This is a genomic window from Macrococcus epidermidis, assembly GCF_003259695.1.
Taxonomy (GTDB): domain Bacteria; phylum Bacillota; class Bacilli; order Staphylococcales; family Staphylococcaceae; genus Macrococcoides; species Macrococcoides epidermidis.
In genome coordinates this window covers 156,216-173,328 of record NZ_PZJH01000002.1, presented here as the reverse complement: position 1 = coordinate 173,328, position 17,113 = coordinate 156,216, and the positions used below count along the sequence as shown (strand labels likewise).

Here is a 17,113-nt window from a genome sequence, read left to right as displayed (position 1 = left end):
AATATCCAAAAATAATTATTTCTATATACCATTTTTATACCATGACTTATCACTAAAGCCGTAATATTTCTCGTCAATTAACCATTTGTTATCAATCAATCTAAAAATAAATTTATGCTTCTTTTTAAGAGCATATTCATAATAAATTACAATAGTAGCCATATCTTTTTTTCGCATTGTAAAGTAGATATCCAGATTATCATCTTGAATATAAAAATATTCGCTTGGTTTGCCGTAACTGCCCCCATAACTGATCGACTTAAGTTTTTCGCTAACATTATCTTTAATTATTTCATGATGCTTTTCATTTAATTCTTTGAATAGTGCTTTCGATTTCGGATGATATTCTTCTTTAAAGTTTCCATAACCATCTTGGTATTCACTTAATTCTATTTTACTTCGCTCATAAATCTCTTTTTCAAGGTTATCAAGACTCAACAAAATTTTTACAAGTTTAGGTACTAGTATCTCTGACATCGATTCATATTTTTTGAAGGTACTTTTTAATATTATATTCATATTTTCTCTCCTTAATAGATTATCAAGTGTATTTTTATAGAATAGAAGAACCGTTTGTTAAGATTTTATATTTAGTTTTTATCTAAAGTTCAATAAAATAAAAAGCCTTGATAACAAGGCTTTAATAAAATGCTTACTTCGTAAGTCTAACGACACACTCTACATGCGGCGTTTGCGAGAATAAGTCGACTGGTTTTACTGTTTCTAACTTGTATCCTGCATCTGCAAATTTACGGCAGTCACGCGCACATGTTGACGGGTTACAGCTGACATAGACGATCTTTTTAGGGTTTTGTGCAATTAATGTCTGAATAAAGTCATCGTCTAATCCTTTTCGTGGTGGGTCGACTACTGCTACATCAAACTTAACGCCTTCCTCGCTCCACTTCGGCAGGATTTCATCTGCTGCACCTGTCTCAAAATGTACATTATCAATGCCATTCATCTTAGCGTTCTGTTTCGCCATCTTAATTGATTCATGCACAATTTCCATCGCATAGACTTGTTTCGCCTGCTGTGCTAATGCTAAAGAAATCGTTCCAATGCCACAATATGCATCCAGTACTGTTTCAGTACCATTTAAATCTGCTGCTTCTAAAGCTAATTGATACAACGCTTCAGCTTGTGGTGTATTGACCTGGAAGAATGAGTTTGGTGATACTCTGAATTCTAGTCCTAACATCTTATCAGTGTAATACGGCGTACCGTGTAGTACTGTATTATTACGTCCTAAAATCACATTACCTTCCTGGTTATTAAAGTTTAATACAACACTTTCAACATTTTCGATTTCGTTCACAATATCATGTGTAATTGATTCGATGTTTTGCAGGCGTTTTTTATTCGTCACTAATATGATCATTAATTGTCCTGTATAATGGCCACGTTTCACTACGATATGACGGATTTCACCGTTATGGTTACGCTCGTTATAAGGTACAATATCATATTTACGTAAGATATCTCTTACTTTCACAATCGCTGCATCGATTGCTTTATGCTGAATATAGAAATTCTCAACAGGCACAAGTTGATGACTGTTCTTTCTAAAGAATCCTGTCTCAAGCAAGCCATTAACAGTTCTTACTGGAATTTGCGCTTTATTACGGTATTCGTAAGGCACTTCCATTCCAACAGTTTCAGCTACTTTTACACCTTTAAACTTGCCCAATCTTTCAAATGCACTTTCTACTAAATGTTGTTTGAACTTTAATTGTGCTGGATATGATAAATGTTGTAATGTCATCGTTCCGATTTGACGGCCAACGATATCTTTCTCTGCGACACGGTCTGGGCTTTCATTTTGAACTGACACAAGACGTGCAAATCCAAATGTCTTACCGACTTTCATCACTTTAATTGTCACGTCTTCTCCTGGTAATGCGCCTTCAACGAAAAATGGATAATCGTCAATCTTAACAACACCAGATCCTTCATGCGTTAAGTCTACTACTGTCCCTTGTAATTCGTCATTTTTGTTAAAGTTAATTTGTTTCATATTTTCTCCTAATGTTTTATTTCAAAATATTGATAAGACACAATGATTTCGAATGTCGTACTAAGGTATCGTCCTATCCTCATGTTAATGCTGTATTAAGTTCGTAAATTAAATAGTCATCGTCGTATGTTTCTGTTGGCGTAATCCCTGGTTGCAAATATGCTGCTCCTTTTGGACTTGATTTAAATTTATATGTTCCATCCTGTAAAAACGTAAATGGTCTTGTTGGTTGAAAATCAACCCCAAATCTTTTGATATAATCAATAATAATCTGTCTAATTTCAATATCTTCTAATTGTATCTTAGTCACTGATGCATCATTTAATATTGGACAAAAATTTGTACGATAATCAGTCGTTAGTACTGTAAATTGCTGATCATCCGTTACAGGTTGATTTAAATAGGTTAAATCTTTAATACGATACGTGTCATTTATTTTCTCACCTACACTACTGTACCGTGCTTCACGTGATAAGTCTATACAATAGTTTAATTCATAGAATATATCCATGTTGTAACTTGGAAATCCAGGTGCTGTTGATTTATTATCTTTAAGCATATATTCACTATCAGTTGTATTGAAGCATGATACGCTCCATTCAACCCACTCTCGTAATACACGACCAGAAACATTTACTGCTGACATCTTATTTGGAAAGCGATAAATATTAATTGCATCTTTAAGTGTTAATTCACCACTGTCAATTTCAATATAATCATTTACGCCATCTCTTCCGGCTTTTATCGGTGCACTTGTTGATATAATATTTGTGCTCGCTAGTTTGAGCTGATGATTATTAATCATTTGTTCAACGGCATATTTACCCGCTTTAGCTATGACTTCTACAACCGTGCTTGTACCAACTTGCGCAAAATAACTATCGTGATGATGCTTAGTCATGCCAATGGGTTGTTTTACGTAATCTAACACACCCTGATGCGCAGTTTGATTCACATCTATAAAATGTGTATTAATCTCCACATCACTTGATTTTAATTCGATGACGCTACTTTTACCGTTCACAATCTTAAAGCCTTGTTCTGTTTTCTCGAGCGTCAGATCTATGCGTCCTAGATGGCTGGCAAAACATACAGGCTGGACACCATAAGCATGAAATACACGTCCACTCTCATTATCGACTTCCGGAATATTTACATAATCAGGTCCAGGGAATTGCTGATGTGTATGACCAAACACAAATGTATCAACTGATTCAATCTGTGCCAGACGATATACCTGATTTTCAATGCCTTTCATATTTTCTAATTGCTCCTGATCTAATCCAGTATGCATCAATGCAATGACAATATCACAACCAAATGCTTTTAACTGATTGCTATATTGATACAATGCATCATACATGTCTTCAACAATTACTCGATCCGTTAAATGGTCTTCGTCCCATTTCATAATTTGTTCAGGTACGACGCCTGTTATACCGATTTTTACCGTCGTACCATCTTTATATGACTTTTCAACGATATGGAAAGGCGCAACAACGAAGTCACCATTGATATATTTCACATTACAATTGACTAATGGAAACAATGCCTGCTGATTGGCTTTATCTAGATACTCTAGTCCATAATTAAATTCATGGTTACCTAAAGTACCGGCATCATAGCCAATCTCATTCATCATATTAATTGCCGGATGAATGTCGGGACGCATTTCTGCGGCGTAATCTGCCATAATATTGCCTTGCAGTATATCACCATTATCTACAACAACCGTTGCAACATCAGCCTTTTCATTAGCTGCTTTTATCGCTTCAATCTTACTGCCGGCAAGTATTAATCCATTAATTTTCAAATCACTTTCTAAAAAATAATCATATAAACTAATATGACTATGCGTATCTGTCGTTGCTAAAATCGATAATCTATACATATGTGCGCCACCTTTCACATTTATTTTATTAAAATTTCAGTTGAATGTCATTTTTTCTATCATAGATTAATCTTGTAATTTACGGGTATTGAATCAAAAAAGGGAGTGACTTCATGTATAACGATTTAACAGGAAAAGTGGCTATTATTACTGGCGGAGCATCAGGTATTGGAAGAGCAACAGCAATTCGCTTTGCAAAAGAAGGCATCAACGTAGTTATCAACTATCATTCTCGTGAGGATGAAGCAAATGCACTTGTCGATATTGTAAAAGAGATTGGTGTTGATGCACTTGCAATAAAAGCAGATACTACAAACAAAAACGAAATGGAAAGTTTAGTGAAACAGACAATAGACCATTTCGGTGCATTTCACATTATGGTAAATAATGCAGGTATTCAGTCTGATATACCGAGCCATACGATGCCAATTGATGAGTTTGATAAAGTAATTGATGTTAACCTTCGTGGTACATTTATCGGTTGTCAACTGGCATTAGAGCATTTTATGGATCGCAAATTTAAAGGCAGTATCATTAATATTTCAAGTGTTCATGAAATCATACCATGGCCACATTACGCTCACTATAGCGCTAGTAAGGGTGGGGTAAAATTAATGACGCAAAGTTTAGCGTTAGAATATGCGCGCGTTCAAATTCGTATTAATAATATCGCTCCTGGCAGTATCAATACACCGATCAATGCCGAGAATTTTAAAACACCTGAAGCGAAACGTGATGCTGATTTATTTGTTCCTATGGGCTATGTTGCCGAACCAGAAGAAATTGCTAGTGTAGCTGCATTTTTAGCCAGCAAAGAAAGTAAATATATTACAGGTCAAACGATTGTGGCAGATGGTGGACTCAGCCTTTATCCTTCACATCGTAATTTCGAATATGATGCATTATTAGAATCCTTTACAGATGAAATTTAAATAAAGACTGCTTTCTCGAATTGAGAGAGCAGTCTTTATTTTATTCTTCTTTTTCAAGGTCTTGTTTATATTGAATGATAATCTCATTTTCTTTATCCGGATGAATCTTATCTAACTGACTATATACATTGATATGTCGCTCTAAATTCACAAAATGCGCCGGTAGTATCCCACCAAACTCACCATCAACATTGAGCTGTACTTTTTCAAAAGATGATACTTTAATATCTTTCGCTTTTATATAATGTACTTTTGGATGTTTAATGTGATCACCACGTGAAGCAAGTGAGAAGACATGTCCAAATTCAGCAAAATTTACTTTTTCTAAAAATAATAATGTAAAGTAGCCATCATTTATCGATGCATTCGGTACTAACTTTTCAAAGCCACCTACTGAGTTTGTCAAACCGATTAAAAATAACATGACTTCTCCACTGAAGACTTTACCATCATATTCAATACGAATATCCGTCGCTTTTATTTCCGGCAGCATCTCTAACCCTTTAATATAATAAGCTAAAGGTCCAAGGACAGTCTTAAGTTTGCTCGGCGCTTCATAACTTACTTCAGTAATCTTACCACCACCTGCAATGTTGATAAAATAACGATTGTTCATCTTACCTACATCAACCGGTACAGTGTTTCCTTCTATTATCACATCTACAGCTTGTAAAATATCTTTCGGAATGAGTAATGCTCTACCGAAATCATTTACTGTACCCATCGGTATTACACCGATATTCGGGCGGTATTCCTGTTCAGCAATACCGTTTATTACTTCATTAATCGTCCCGTCACCACCCGACGCAATAATAAGATCAAAGCGATCCTCTACAGCTTGTCGTGCTGCTTGTATCGCATCACCTTCTGCTTTTGTTGCGTAGGCACTCGTCTCATATCCTGCATCTTCAAGTTTAATTAACACATCTGCTAATGACTTCTTAAATAATTCTCGTCCAGATGTTGGATTGTAAATAATTCTCGCTCTTTTTCTCAAAAAGCACACCACCTATTTCTTCTCTTTTAAAAATCCACGTTCTCTCAAATACATTCTAAATAAAATAAATGTCACAATCACGATACATACTTGTACACCTTTAATATATATTTCGTTATTCTGGACAGTAGGTGTCATCAATACAATCATCAATGAAATATTAATTGCGATGAGTATAATATAAATCCATCCACTTTTCATTATCTTCTTCTCCCGCCGAATATATTTCGTACAATTTCACGACCGATTTGTCTGCCAACACTAGTAAGTACACTTGTCGCAACTTTTTGTAATTCTGATTTTGGTTTTCTTTTTTCAGCTTTAACCGTTTTAGCTTGTAATTTAGCTTCTGCTGCCTTTTCTTTTTCTGCTTCTATTTGTGTAAACTTTTCCTGTAACATTTCATACGCACTTTCTCGGTCGATAGCTGTGCCATATTTTGCTTGATAAGGATTTTCTGCAAGGACAGTTTGTTTAACGATACTATCGATAACACCTATCTTACTTTCAGGTGGTCGAATAAAGGCACGTTCTACAATGCTAGGTTGACCCTCTTCATTTAAACATGATATTAATGCTTCACCTGTCTTTAATTCACCGATAACAGCTGCAACATCCAGGTCTGGATTTTGTCTGAACGTTTCAGAAGCACTTTTCACTGCTTTTTGATCTCTAGGCGTAAATGAACGTAACGCATGTTGTACACGGTTACCAAGTTGTCCTAAAACTTCATCAGGTAAATCTATCGGATTTTGGGTAATGAAATACACGCCAACACCTTTTGAACGGACAAGGCGAACAACCTGTTCTACTTGCGTTATAAATGACGTTGGTGCATCTTTAAATAATAAATGTGCTTCATCAAAGAAAAATACAAGTTTCGGTTTATCCAGATCACCCACTTCAGGTAATTCCTCAAACAATTCTGTTAATAACCATAAAAGAAAAGTTGAATAGAGTACGGGTTTTGTAAATAAGTTATTTGCCATTAGCACATTGATAATACCTTCACCGTTAGCATTTACTTCCATAAAATCAGTTAAATTTAGCGCTGGTTCACCGAAGAAGTTCTCAGCACCTTGTGATTCAAATGATAACAGTTTGCGTTGAATCGCTCCTACTGATTGTTTAGTAATATTTCCATATTTGCTGCTATAAACAGATGCATTATCCGCCATTTCTTTCAGTAAAGATTGCAAGTCTTTTAAGTCTAATAGCAATAATCCATTATCATCACTAATTTTAAAGGCTATATCTAAAATACCAGATTGCGTATCGTTTAATTCTAATAAACGCGCTAAAAGCATCGGTCCCATTTCAGAGATCGTAGCTCTAACTGGTGCGCCATCAACGCCAAATATATCCCACAAACGGACAGGATAACTTCTCGGCTGGTAATCTGTAATATTTAAGTCTTTTAATCGTTGTTCAATTTTTTCATTTATCGTCATCGGTTCAGCAATACTTGCCAAGTCCCCTTTAATATCAGCCAAAAATACCGGTACACCTGACTTTGAAAATTGTTCTGCTAAAACTTTTAATGTTACAGTTTTCCCTGTACCCGTTGCACCGGCTATCAATCCGTGACGATTTGCCATTTGTAATTGTAAAGTTATATCATTCGTATTTTTCGCAATATTTACTGACGTCATCCATATCCCTACCCTTTTTGTTTTGCATCGTTACTTTTTATTTTACAATAATCTATATATTATGCAATTTTGACATAAAAAAAGGCTAAGCATAATGCTTAACCTCTTTTCGCTTCATACCAGCGAAGTGCTTTTGCTTCTAATTTCAAAATATAGTCATTCTTCGTTACATTATAAGTGTTGAAGTCATTTCTATGTTGCACTGCTTGTTGCATCTTAAATTTGGCATATGCCAGACGTTCAAGTTTATGTTCACGTAAATAGTCTCTTAATGCGAGTCTTCTTGTAATTGCATTAAAGTTTGTTCTTTCAATCATCGTTACATAGAACGTCAGTTGATTTTTCTTTGCTACAAAGAGCTTGCACTGTTCATCAGTCATCTCTTTTACTTCAACTTCTTTATAACCGATAGCCTCCATCTTATCTTTATATAAACTCACTTGTGATAAAGTTTTTACGATTGGTAATATATCTATCGTCTGATTACCAGGTAAATCTTTCACTGAAGTGCTTCCAAAATGATGAAGTTCAACGATTTCATTTCTGAAAATTTCTATCAGTTCTTTTGCCTCATGGATAAAAATCTGATGATAATCTTTTTCATTCCATGGCGTATAATCAATCATAAATATCCTCCGATTCGGGAAATGATACTATCGACACTTATATAGAGATATTTTACCATATTAATTGTAGTATTACTATCTCATTTTAATCATTTTCCAATTTGTAATGTTCACAACTTAATTTGCAGATGTGAAATATATTTACTTATATTATCCTAAAAAAGTAGTATTAAACTTAAAATTTTATTTTATTTATGTCTTAACTGTATATGTTTAGGGTATATATCTTAAAGAAAAATTTATCAAATAGTACTTGTATGTATAAATTTTCTCAGTTTTTTGTTACTATATTAGTATTGAATAAAGATGGAGGAACAATTCGCAATGAAGAATTTATTATTTTGGATTTATATCGTTGCAGCAGTTATTCTAATTGCAGTAGGTTATACATTCTGGGAAACACGTGTAACTGACTCTGATGCTAGAGAAAAAGCAATCTCTGAGCAAAGCGGTAAAGATTACTATGCTGAACAAGATAACACGACGAAAAAAGAAGTAAAAAAAGATACAAGCAAGAAACCGAACACAAATCTATTCAAAAACAAAACTTTCCAGTCTATCTATAACAATGCAGTTAAAGATAAGAAAGTTATGAATATCACGCTGGTGTCTACACCGTATCAAACTTCTGACGAGAACACGACCGTCAAAGATGAATTAGCATATGCTTCTGATGATCATATTAAAGTGAATGAGGTAGAAGTATCTGGTTCTTCTTCAACAGTAAGTATCGATAAAATTAATAAAACGAAACCTGACTTAGTCATATTAGATGCATTAACTTTAAACGATTTCTCTGAAGATGTATCTTCAAACGATCACATCGCAACGGTTGAAAGTATCTATTCTGCAGCAGGTAACGATAATACGCCTGTCGTAATCATTGGTACAAGACCTGAATATAATGATTCTAATTTTGCTAAATATCAAAAAGCAGAAGCAGATTATTTCGGTAGTCAAAATAACGAATTTTTCTATGTGAATCAATCTAGTAAATGGCCGAATAATAAGGCAATTGAAGATTATTATAACGTAGATGATGGGTTATTGACAGATCGTGGTGTAGCAAGATGGGTAACATCAATTTCAGATTATTTATTTAATGATAAAGTTGAATAGTTAAAAAGCTTGTCTCCAATAATTTTGGAGACAAGCTTTTTTTGTATTTAAAATAATCCCAGAAATTTCTTTTTCTTTTTCTTTACAGGTTTCTCAATTTTATCTTCTTTCTCTACTTCAATTGGACTGACATAACGAATCGTTTCACCCTTCAACACTTTTTGGGCATTTTCTTTATACTTATTAACGGCTTCGTCGCCATATCTCTCGGCAATTGCTTCATACGCTTCATTCATATAATAGTTTCTAGATGTTACATTATGCGCATCACTCGCTACGATATGGATTAAACGATGATCCATCATCATTTCAGCACACTGCTTACTAAATTCACCTAATTGACCACATACCACACCTGCTGTAACTTGAGCTAGCGCACCAAGTTCTATAAGTTCAGCTAATTTATTTGGATTCTTCTGCAACTCAGCATTACGTTCAGGATGCGCAATAATTGGAATATATCCTTCTAAAGCCATCTTCGTAAATAATTGCTCTGTAAATATTGGTACTTCATGCGAAGGAAACTCAATTAACACATAAGGACTATCTTCAGATAAAGTTAAAGCCTGGCCATTTTTTAAATCTTCAACAACATCTCCATAAATTCTTACTTCCTGACTAGCATGTACTTTTACTGGTATACCTTCAGAAGCAATGATTGTATTCACTTCTTCTGTCAAAGCTTTAATTTTCGGACCAAAATTTTCATACACACCAATTTTATGATGGGGTGTCGCAATAATATCCGTTATTCCTTCTGCATGTGCTGCTTTTGCCATCTCAAGCATATCTTCCTTTGTTTGTGCACCATCATCGATGCCAAATAATATATGGTTATGAATATCAATCATTCTATTTCTCTCCTCGTCCTAAGTTCATTAAAATAATAGTATCAATTTGATAATAATTGTCAATTATTTTTTAACTGTTAATTATTACGCTTAACTATCATTGTATTATAAAAGCTCTAAAAATAGGCACGTATTGTCCTATTTTTAGAGCTGAAAATAAATATATTAACGTTTTTCTAATTCTTCTTTAAGAATTTTATTAACCATTTGCGGATTAGCTTGTCCTTTAGAAATCTTCATGATTTGACCAACTAAGAATCCTGTCGCTTTGCCTTTACCATTCTTAAAGTCTTCGATTGATTGTGGATTGTTATCTAAAGCTTCAGTAACGAATGCTTTCAGTTGTTCCGGATCAGAAATTTGAACAAGACCTTGCTCTTCCATGATCACTTTCGGTGCTTTACCTGTTTCTACAGTGTCAGCAAATACTTTTTTCGCAATTTTAGAAGAGATTGTGCCATCTGCAAGCAACTTAACCATTTCACTTAAGTTTTCTGGTGTTAATGCAGTTTCATGTAATTCCTTCTGGTTTTTATTTAAGTATTCGTTTACGCCACCCATTAACCAGTTTGAAGAAAGTTTAGCATCTGCATCTAAAGCAATCATAGCTTCGAAGAAATCTGACATTTCTTTCGTTAATGTTAATACGTGTGCGTCATATGCAGGTAATCCGTATTCCGAAACATATTTCGCTTTACGTACATCGGGAAGTTCAGGAATAGAAGCACGCACGAGCTCTTTCCATGCTTCATCAATGAATAAAGGTACTAAATCCGGTTCAGGGAAGTAACGATAATCATCTGAACCTTCTTTAACACGCATCAGAATTGTTTTACCAGTAGATTCGTCAAAACGACGTGTTTCCTGAAGAATTTCTCCTCCATTTAGTAAAACTTCTTCCTGACGTTTCACTTCATGCTCTAACCCTTTTTTAACATAAGAGAATGAGTTTAAGTTTTTTAGCTCTGCTTTCGTACCAAACTTCTCTTGACCAACTGGACGAAGTGAAATGTTGGCATCACATCTTAGTGATCCTTCTTCCATACGTACGTCAGATACACCAGTGTATTGGATGATTGCTTTTAACTTCTCTAAGTAAGCATATGCCTCTTCTGGTGTACGGATATCTGGTTCAGATACGATTTCTACTAAAGGCGTTCCCTGACGGTTTAAATCGACTAATGAATAACCGTCTTTGTGGCTGAGTTTACCAGCATCTTCTTCCATATGAAGACGTGTAATACCGATACGTTTCGTTTCACCGTTGACTTCGATATCAATATATCCATTCTCACCAATCGGCTCATCAAATTGTGAGATTTGATAGGCTTTTGGATTATCTGGATAGAAGTAGTTTTTACGGTCGAATTTCGTAGATGTTCTAATATCCATGTTTAATGCCATAGCAGCTCTCATCGCCCAGTCTACAGCAGTTTTATTCACAACAGGTAATACACCTGGATATCCTAAGTCAATCACGTTAACATTTGTGTTCGGTTCTGCTCCGAAATGTGCAGGAGAAGCCGAAAACATTTTTGATTCTGTTTTAAGTTCTACATGGACCTCAAGTCCGATTACTGTTTCAAAATGCATAGTATATTCTCCTTATAATGATTGATAACGTTCAGACATATTAAATACTTGCTCGTAGTTATATGCAACGTTGTATAATGTTTTCTCATCGAACGGCTTACCGATTAACTGTAAACCAATTGGACGTCCATTTGCTTCTCCACAAGGTACTGAAATTGATGGTAATCCTGCTAAGTTAATTGGAATTGTTAAAATATCATTCGCATACATTGTTAAAGGATCATTGATTTGAGCACCGATATCGAATGCAACAGTTGGTGCAGTAGGTCCAACAATAACATCGTATGCTTCAAATACGCGTTCGAAGTCTTGTTTAATTAACGTGCGGACTTTTTGCGCTTTTTTATAATAAGCATCGTAGTAACCAGAACTTAAAGCATACGTTCCCAGCATAATACGACGTTTCACTTCATCGCCAAAACCTTCCTGACGCGTCTTTTTGTATAACTCTTCTAAGTTTTTAGCACCTTCTGCCTGATAACCATAGCGGATACCATCGAAACGCGCTAAGTTCGCTGACGCTTCACTTGAAGAAAGAATATAATACGTAGCTACACCATATTTAGAATTTGGTAACGAAACTTCTGAAATTTCAGCACCCATTTTTTCTAGTTCTTTAATCGCGTTCTGCACTGAAGTACGTACCTCTTCAGACACACCTTCACCTAAATATTCTTTAGGTACTGCCACGCGTAATCCTTTAATGTCCTTTTCAATATTAGAAGAAAAGTCAACATCTTCTACCGGCGCACTTGTAGAGTCCATATTGTCGTGTCCAGAGATAATTTCTAATACTTTTGCATTATCCTTAACATTTCTTGTAATCGGTCCGATTTGATCTAGAGAAGATGCAAATGCAACTAAACCATAACGCGATACGCGACCATATGTTGGCTTCATACCGACAACACCACAGTATGATGCTGGCTGACGAATTGATCCACCAGTATCACTTCCTAAAGAAAATGGTACTAGACTAGCTGCAACAGCAGCGGCAGATCCACCTGAAGAACCACCAGGTACTGCAGAATGATCAAACGGATTGACAGTTTTCTTATAGAATGAGTTTTCAGTTGATCCTCCCATTGCAAATTCATCCATATTTAATTTTCCGACAACAATACCGTTTTCCGCATTTAACTTATTCATAACCGTCGCATTATATACAGGATTAAAACCTGTTAAAATTTTTGATGCACAAGTCGTTTCTAAATCTTTTGTCACGATGTTATCTTTAATCCCCATCGGAATACCGAATAGTTTGCCCGTAGGTTCCTGATTGTCCATCGCCTTCGCTTTATCCATAGCAACAGCTTCATCTAATGCTAAGAAAGAATTGATTGTTGCATCAGTTTGTTTAATATTTTTAAATGTTTCTTCAATTAATTCAGAAGGTTTTACTTTTTTCTCTTGAATCAATTTCGTTAAATTTTCTATAGATTCATATCTTAATGACATTTGTTATTCTCCTCCGTCTAAAATCGATGGTACTTTAAATTGACCCGCTTCAGTACTACGCGCATTTTTTAAGATTTCTTCTTGTGTTAAACTCTTTTCTGCAACATCTTCACGCAATACATTTTGAAGATCTAACACATGGAATGTTGGTTCAACATTGTCTGTATCAACCTCTTCTAATTGATCTGCAAAGTTAAGAATTGCTTCTAATTGAGAGCTGAACTTCGCTGCTTCTTCTTCAGTAATTTCAAGACGTGCTAAATGTGCAACGTGCTTTACCTGCTCGTTTGTTACTTTTGACATGAATATATTCCTCCTGAACTTTATATCATCCTTAAATTTTATCAAATTTTTTAAGAAAAATCTAAAATTATTAAAAATTATCTATGAAAACGCTTTAAAAGGACTTATAATAAAGTGTACAAAATATTCTGATTTAATGTATTAAAGGGATAAAAGGTATAAAGGGGGATAATTAATGTTTTTATTAGGTAATACGTTTCAAAACGTAAAAATCGAAGCAACATGGATGACATATGTCATGATTGCTGTGTACTTCCTGATATTGCTTGGCATCGGATATTACGCCTATAAGCAATCAACAAGCACACTAGATGAGTATATGCTTGGCGGTCGTAATCTTGGTGCTTTAGTTACAGCATTATCAGCAGGTGCTGCTGATATGAGTGGATGGATGTTAATGGGATTACCTGGAGAAGTTTATTCTGTTGGTTTATCTGCAACTTGGATTGCAATTGGTTTAACTGTGGGAGCGTGGTTAAATTATATTTTAGTTGCTCCACGTTTGCGTGTTTATACTGAACTTGCAGATAATGCAATTACGCTACCTGATTTCTTTGAAAAACGTGTGAGTGATCATACTCGTATCTTAAAGATTATTTCAGGTTTAGTAATCGTCGTATTCTTTACATTATATACTCAAGCTGGGATGGTATCAGGCGGGGTATTATTTGAAAGTGCATTTGGATTAAATTATCATGTCGGGTTAATTTTAACGGCAGGTATCGTGATTCTGTATACATTGTTCGGTGGATATTTAGCAGTATCTTTAACTGACTTCTTCCAAGGGGTTATCATGTTAATTGCGTTAGTACTAGTTCCAATTGTTGCATTACTGAGATTAAATGGTTTAGACACATTTAATACAATTACAGAATTAGAACCAACTAACCTTGATTGGTTTAAAGGTACTACAACTATTGGTATTATTTCAGCTGTAGCATGGGGTTTAGGATATTTTGGACAACCACATATTATTGTTCGTTTTATGTCGATTAAATCACATAGAAAATTGCCTGCAGCCCGTCGTATCGGTATTTCCTGGATGGCCGTTTCGTTAATTGGTGCCTGTATGACTGGATTAATCGGTATAGCATTTGTTAATAAGTCAGGTGTTAAGTTAGAAAACCCAGAAACTATTTTTGTAATGATGAGTCAAGTACTTTTTCACCCTTTAATTGCTGGTTTCTTCTTAGCAGCTATTTTAGCAGCGATTATGAGTACAATTTCTTCTCAGTTACTTGTAACAAGTTCAGCTTTAACTCAAGATTTTTATATGTTACTTAAGAAAACTGATATCAATGATGTAACAAGAGAAAAAGAATTTGTATTAGTAGGTAGATTATCCGTTTTATTCGTAGCCATTGTTGCAGGTGCTATCGCCTGGAATCCTAATGAAACAATTTTAGCATATGTTGGTAAAGCTTGGGCAGGTTTTGGAGCTGCATTTGGGCCTTTAGTCTTATTATCACTTTTCTGGAAAGGTCTATCGAAAAATGGAGCAATGACCGGTATGGTTCTCGGAGCTTTAACGGTAATTTTTTGGATTATAATGCAATCTGTTCTAGGAGATGACAAAGGTATATTTGTACTATATGAAATCATTCCTGGATTTATCATCAGCTTCGTTTCTACTGTATTAGTATCTCTGATGACACCAAAGCCAGAACAACGTATTATTGATGAATTTGATGAAATGAAACGTATTGTAAGAAGTTAACCATAATATATTTTTATGAAAGTGACCTCAGATTTATTTTGAGGTCCTTTTTTATTTTGAAAGATGGTGAGGTGCGAAAGTGGCTTCAGACCTATTTTGAAGTCGCTTTTATGTGTATAAGTCACACAAATTACATAGATATATAATTTTTTCGAGAAAATTTAGTTATTTAAAAATTTACTTTTGAAATAAAATATTCTCTTTCATATTTTCAGTATATAAAAACTATATAATGATTTAATATTTTGTCACAATAATAAAAACAGAAAATAAATTTCTTATTTTTCGTCAATGTAAGCGGTTAACTCCCAAACTGAATTTGCTTTAAATACTCACTTCTCTATAATGAAAGACGTACATATTCAAAGATATGTCTTTTTTTATGTCGAAATTTAGTTTCTAAAAATTATAAGGAGGAGATGTCATTGTTTTTAGGTAATACCTTTCAAAATGTGCAAATTGAAGTAAACTGGATGACATATGTCATGATTTTAGCCTACTTCGCAGTATTACTTGCCATTGGTTATTACGCGTATAAACAAGCAACAGGAAATTTAGATGAGTATATGTTAGGTGGTAGAAATTTAGGTCCTTGGGTCACTGCATTATCAGCAGGTGCTTCAGATATGAGTGGCTGGATGATTATGGGCTTACCGGGAGAAATATATTCAGTTGGGTTAGCTGGATTGTGGATTGCTATTGGACTATCTGTCGGTGCGTATTTAAATTATATAATTGTAGCACCTAGACTACGTGTATTTACTGAGTTAACAGATAATGCAATAACAATTCCTGATTTCTTCGAAAAACGCGTCAATGACCATACACGTGTCTTAAAGATCATTTCAGGACTAATTATCGTCGTATTCTTTACATTATATACACATGCAGGCTTAGTTTCTGGTGGCGTATTGTTCGAAAGTGCTTTTAAATTAGATTATCACTGGGGATTAATTATTACTGGTGCAATCGTTGTACTTTACACACTTTTCGGCGGTTACTTAGCCGTTTCATTAACAGACTTTTTCCAGGGTGTCATTATGTTACTTTCAATGGTTGTAGTACCGATTGTAGCCTTTATGGAACTTGGAGGTATGGACACATTTGGAACGATTGCAGATGTAAAACCTTCAAATTTAGATTTATTTAAAGGAACAACTTTGATAGGTATTATTTCTGCTTTAGCTTGGGGATTAGGTTACTTTGGTCAACCTCATATTATCGTAAGATTTATGTCTATCAAGTCGCACAAATTATTACCTGCAGCTAGACGTATCGGTATTTCATGGATGGTTGTTTCATTATTAGGTGCTTGTCTTTCAGGATTAATCGGTATTGCATTTATTGCAAAGACTGGCACAAAATTAGATAATCCAGAAACTATCTTTATCGTAATGAGTCAAATTTTCTTACATCCATTTGTAGCAGGATTTATCTTAGCTGCAATATTAGCCGCGATTATGAGTACTGTGTCTTCTCAACTACTTGTAACAAGTTCAGCTTTAACGCAAGATTTCTACATGTTATTACGCAAAACTGATGACGGTAAAAATCGTGACAAAGAATTTGTTATGGTAGGAAGACTTGCTGTATTCCTTGTTGCTATTGTCGCTACGTTCTTAGCATGGAATCCAAATGATACGATTCTTAATCTTATCGGAAACGCCTGGGCAGGATTTGGCGCAGCGTTCGGGCCACTCGTTATCTTCTCGTTATACTGGAAGAAACTCACAAAACAAGGCGCGATTGCCGGTATGGTGTCAGGGGCGCTTACTGTTATTATCTGGATCATGTTAAAAGACAAAGGTGGCATTTTTGAACTTTATGAAATTATCCCTGGATATATTGTAAGTATACTCGCAACTGTCATAGTTAGTTTAATCACTTATAAAGATAAATATGATGTTACTTCATTGTTTAATGAAATGAAACGAAGATTACATGCATAATAAAAAAG

At 34.8% G+C, this 17,113-nt stretch carries 15 protein-coding genes; 4 read left to right on the top strand and 11 right to left on the bottom strand.

Annotated elements, in window-relative coordinates; genetic code table 11:
• Positions 1 to 21: 21 nt before the first annotated feature.
• From BHU61_RS07520 to BHU61_RS07510, 3 genes are all read right to left on the bottom strand, one after another.
• Positions 22 to 519: a hypothetical protein gene (locus BHU61_RS07520; protein ID WP_111715838.1), complete on the bottom strand. Its 498-nt coding sequence runs from the start codon at positions 517 to 519 to the stop codon at positions 22 to 24.
• Positions 520 to 652: 133 nt separating this feature from the next.
• Entirely contained in the window at positions 653 to 2,017 is a 1,365-nt protein-coding gene (gene rlmD / locus BHU61_RS07515) for a 23S rRNA (uracil(1939)-C(5))-methyltransferase RlmD (protein ID WP_111715837.1), read from the bottom strand.
• Positions 2,018 to 2,096: 79 nt separating this feature from the next.
• Positions 2,097 to 3,908 (bottom strand): 5'-nucleotidase C-terminal domain-containing protein, encoded by a 1,812-nt coding sequence (locus BHU61_RS07510; protein WP_111715835.1) that lies wholly within the window; start codon positions 3,906 to 3,908, stop codon positions 2,097 to 2,099.
• A gap of 113 nt (positions 3,909 to 4,021) precedes the next feature.
• On the opposite strand from BHU61_RS07510, the gene BHU61_RS07505 reads away from it, so the two are divergent.
• Entirely contained in the window at positions 4,022 to 4,840 is an 819-nt protein-coding gene (locus BHU61_RS07505) for a glucose 1-dehydrogenase (RefSeq protein WP_111715833.1), read from the top strand.
• A 40-nt stretch (positions 4,841 to 4,880) separates the two neighbouring features.
• Here BHU61_RS07505 and BHU61_RS07500 read toward each other — a convergent pair whose 3' ends face one another.
• From BHU61_RS07500 to BHU61_RS07485, 4 genes are all read right to left on the bottom strand, one after another.
• Positions 4,881 to 5,837, bottom strand: a complete 957-nt coding sequence (locus tag BHU61_RS07500; RefSeq protein ID WP_099581042.1) for a diacylglycerol kinase — start codon at positions 5,835 to 5,837, stop codon at positions 4,881 to 4,883.
• A 12-nt stretch (positions 5,838 to 5,849) separates the two neighbouring features.
• The gene (locus BHU61_RS07495; protein WP_111715832.1) at positions 5,850 to 6,038 is read right to left on the bottom strand and encodes a hypothetical protein; all 189 of its coding nucleotides are present in this window, start codon (positions 6,036 to 6,038) and stop codon (positions 5,850 to 5,852) included.
• A complete protein-coding gene (locus BHU61_RS07490) occupies positions 6,038 to 7,489 on the bottom strand; it encodes a helicase HerA-like domain-containing protein (protein ID WP_111715830.1) in 1,452 nt (483 codons plus the stop codon). Before BHU61_RS07490 ends, BHU61_RS07495 begins: the two co-directional genes overlap by 1 nt.
• 98 nt (positions 7,490 to 7,587) lie before the next feature.
• Entirely contained in the window at positions 7,588 to 8,115 is a 528-nt protein-coding gene (locus BHU61_RS07485; protein WP_111715828.1) for a GrpB family protein, read from the bottom strand.
• 324 nt (positions 8,116 to 8,439) lie between these two features.
• On the opposite strand from BHU61_RS07485, the gene BHU61_RS07480 reads away from it, so the two are divergent.
• Positions 8,440 to 9,234 carry a hypothetical protein gene (locus tag BHU61_RS07480; RefSeq protein ID WP_111715826.1) on the top strand — a complete coding sequence of 265 codons (795 nt, stop codon included), beginning with the start codon at positions 8,440 to 8,442 and terminating at the stop codon, positions 9,232 to 9,234.
• Between the two features lie 47 nt (positions 9,235 to 9,281).
• Here the strand turns inward: BHU61_RS07480 and BHU61_RS07475 are convergent, their stop codons facing one another.
• From BHU61_RS07475 to gatC, 4 genes are all read right to left on the bottom strand, one after another.
• A complete protein-coding gene (locus tag BHU61_RS07475; protein ID WP_111715825.1) occupies positions 9,282 to 10,085 on the bottom strand; it encodes a tyrosine-protein phosphatase in 804 nt (267 codons plus the stop codon).
• Positions 10,086 to 10,250: 165 nt separating this feature from the next.
• Positions 10,251 to 11,678, bottom strand: coding sequence for an Asp-tRNA(Asn)/Glu-tRNA(Gln) amidotransferase subunit GatB (gatB, locus tag BHU61_RS07470; RefSeq protein WP_111715823.1), 1,428 nt, complete (start codon positions 11,676 to 11,678; stop codon positions 10,251 to 10,253).
• Positions 11,679 to 11,690: 12 nt separating this feature from the next.
• Positions 11,691 to 13,136 (bottom strand): Asp-tRNA(Asn)/Glu-tRNA(Gln) amidotransferase subunit GatA, encoded by a 1,446-nt coding sequence (gene gatA / locus BHU61_RS07465; protein ID WP_111715821.1) that lies wholly within the window; start codon positions 13,134 to 13,136, stop codon positions 11,691 to 11,693.
• Between the two features lie 3 nt (positions 13,137 to 13,139).
• Positions 13,140 to 13,439 carry an Asp-tRNA(Asn)/Glu-tRNA(Gln) amidotransferase subunit GatC gene (gene gatC / locus BHU61_RS07460; protein WP_099581026.1) on the bottom strand — a complete coding sequence of 100 codons (300 nt, stop codon included), beginning with the start codon at positions 13,437 to 13,439 and terminating at the stop codon, positions 13,140 to 13,142.
• 175 nt (positions 13,440 to 13,614) lie between these two features.
• Here gatC and putP (BHU61_RS07455) point away from each other — a divergent pair, with 175 nt between their 5' ends.
• Together putP (BHU61_RS07455) and putP (BHU61_RS07450) are read left to right on the top strand one after the other, a co-directional pair.
• The gene (putP, locus tag BHU61_RS07455; protein WP_111715820.1) at positions 13,615 to 15,156 is read left to right on the top strand and encodes a sodium/proline symporter PutP; all 1,542 of its coding nucleotides are present in this window, start codon (positions 13,615 to 13,617) and stop codon (positions 15,154 to 15,156) included.
• A 419-nt stretch (positions 15,157 to 15,575) separates the two neighbouring features.
• A complete protein-coding gene (putP, locus tag BHU61_RS07450) occupies positions 15,576 to 17,105 on the top strand; it encodes a sodium/proline symporter PutP (protein ID WP_111715818.1) in 1,530 nt (509 codons plus the stop codon).
• Positions 17,106 to 17,113 lie beyond the last annotated feature (8 nt).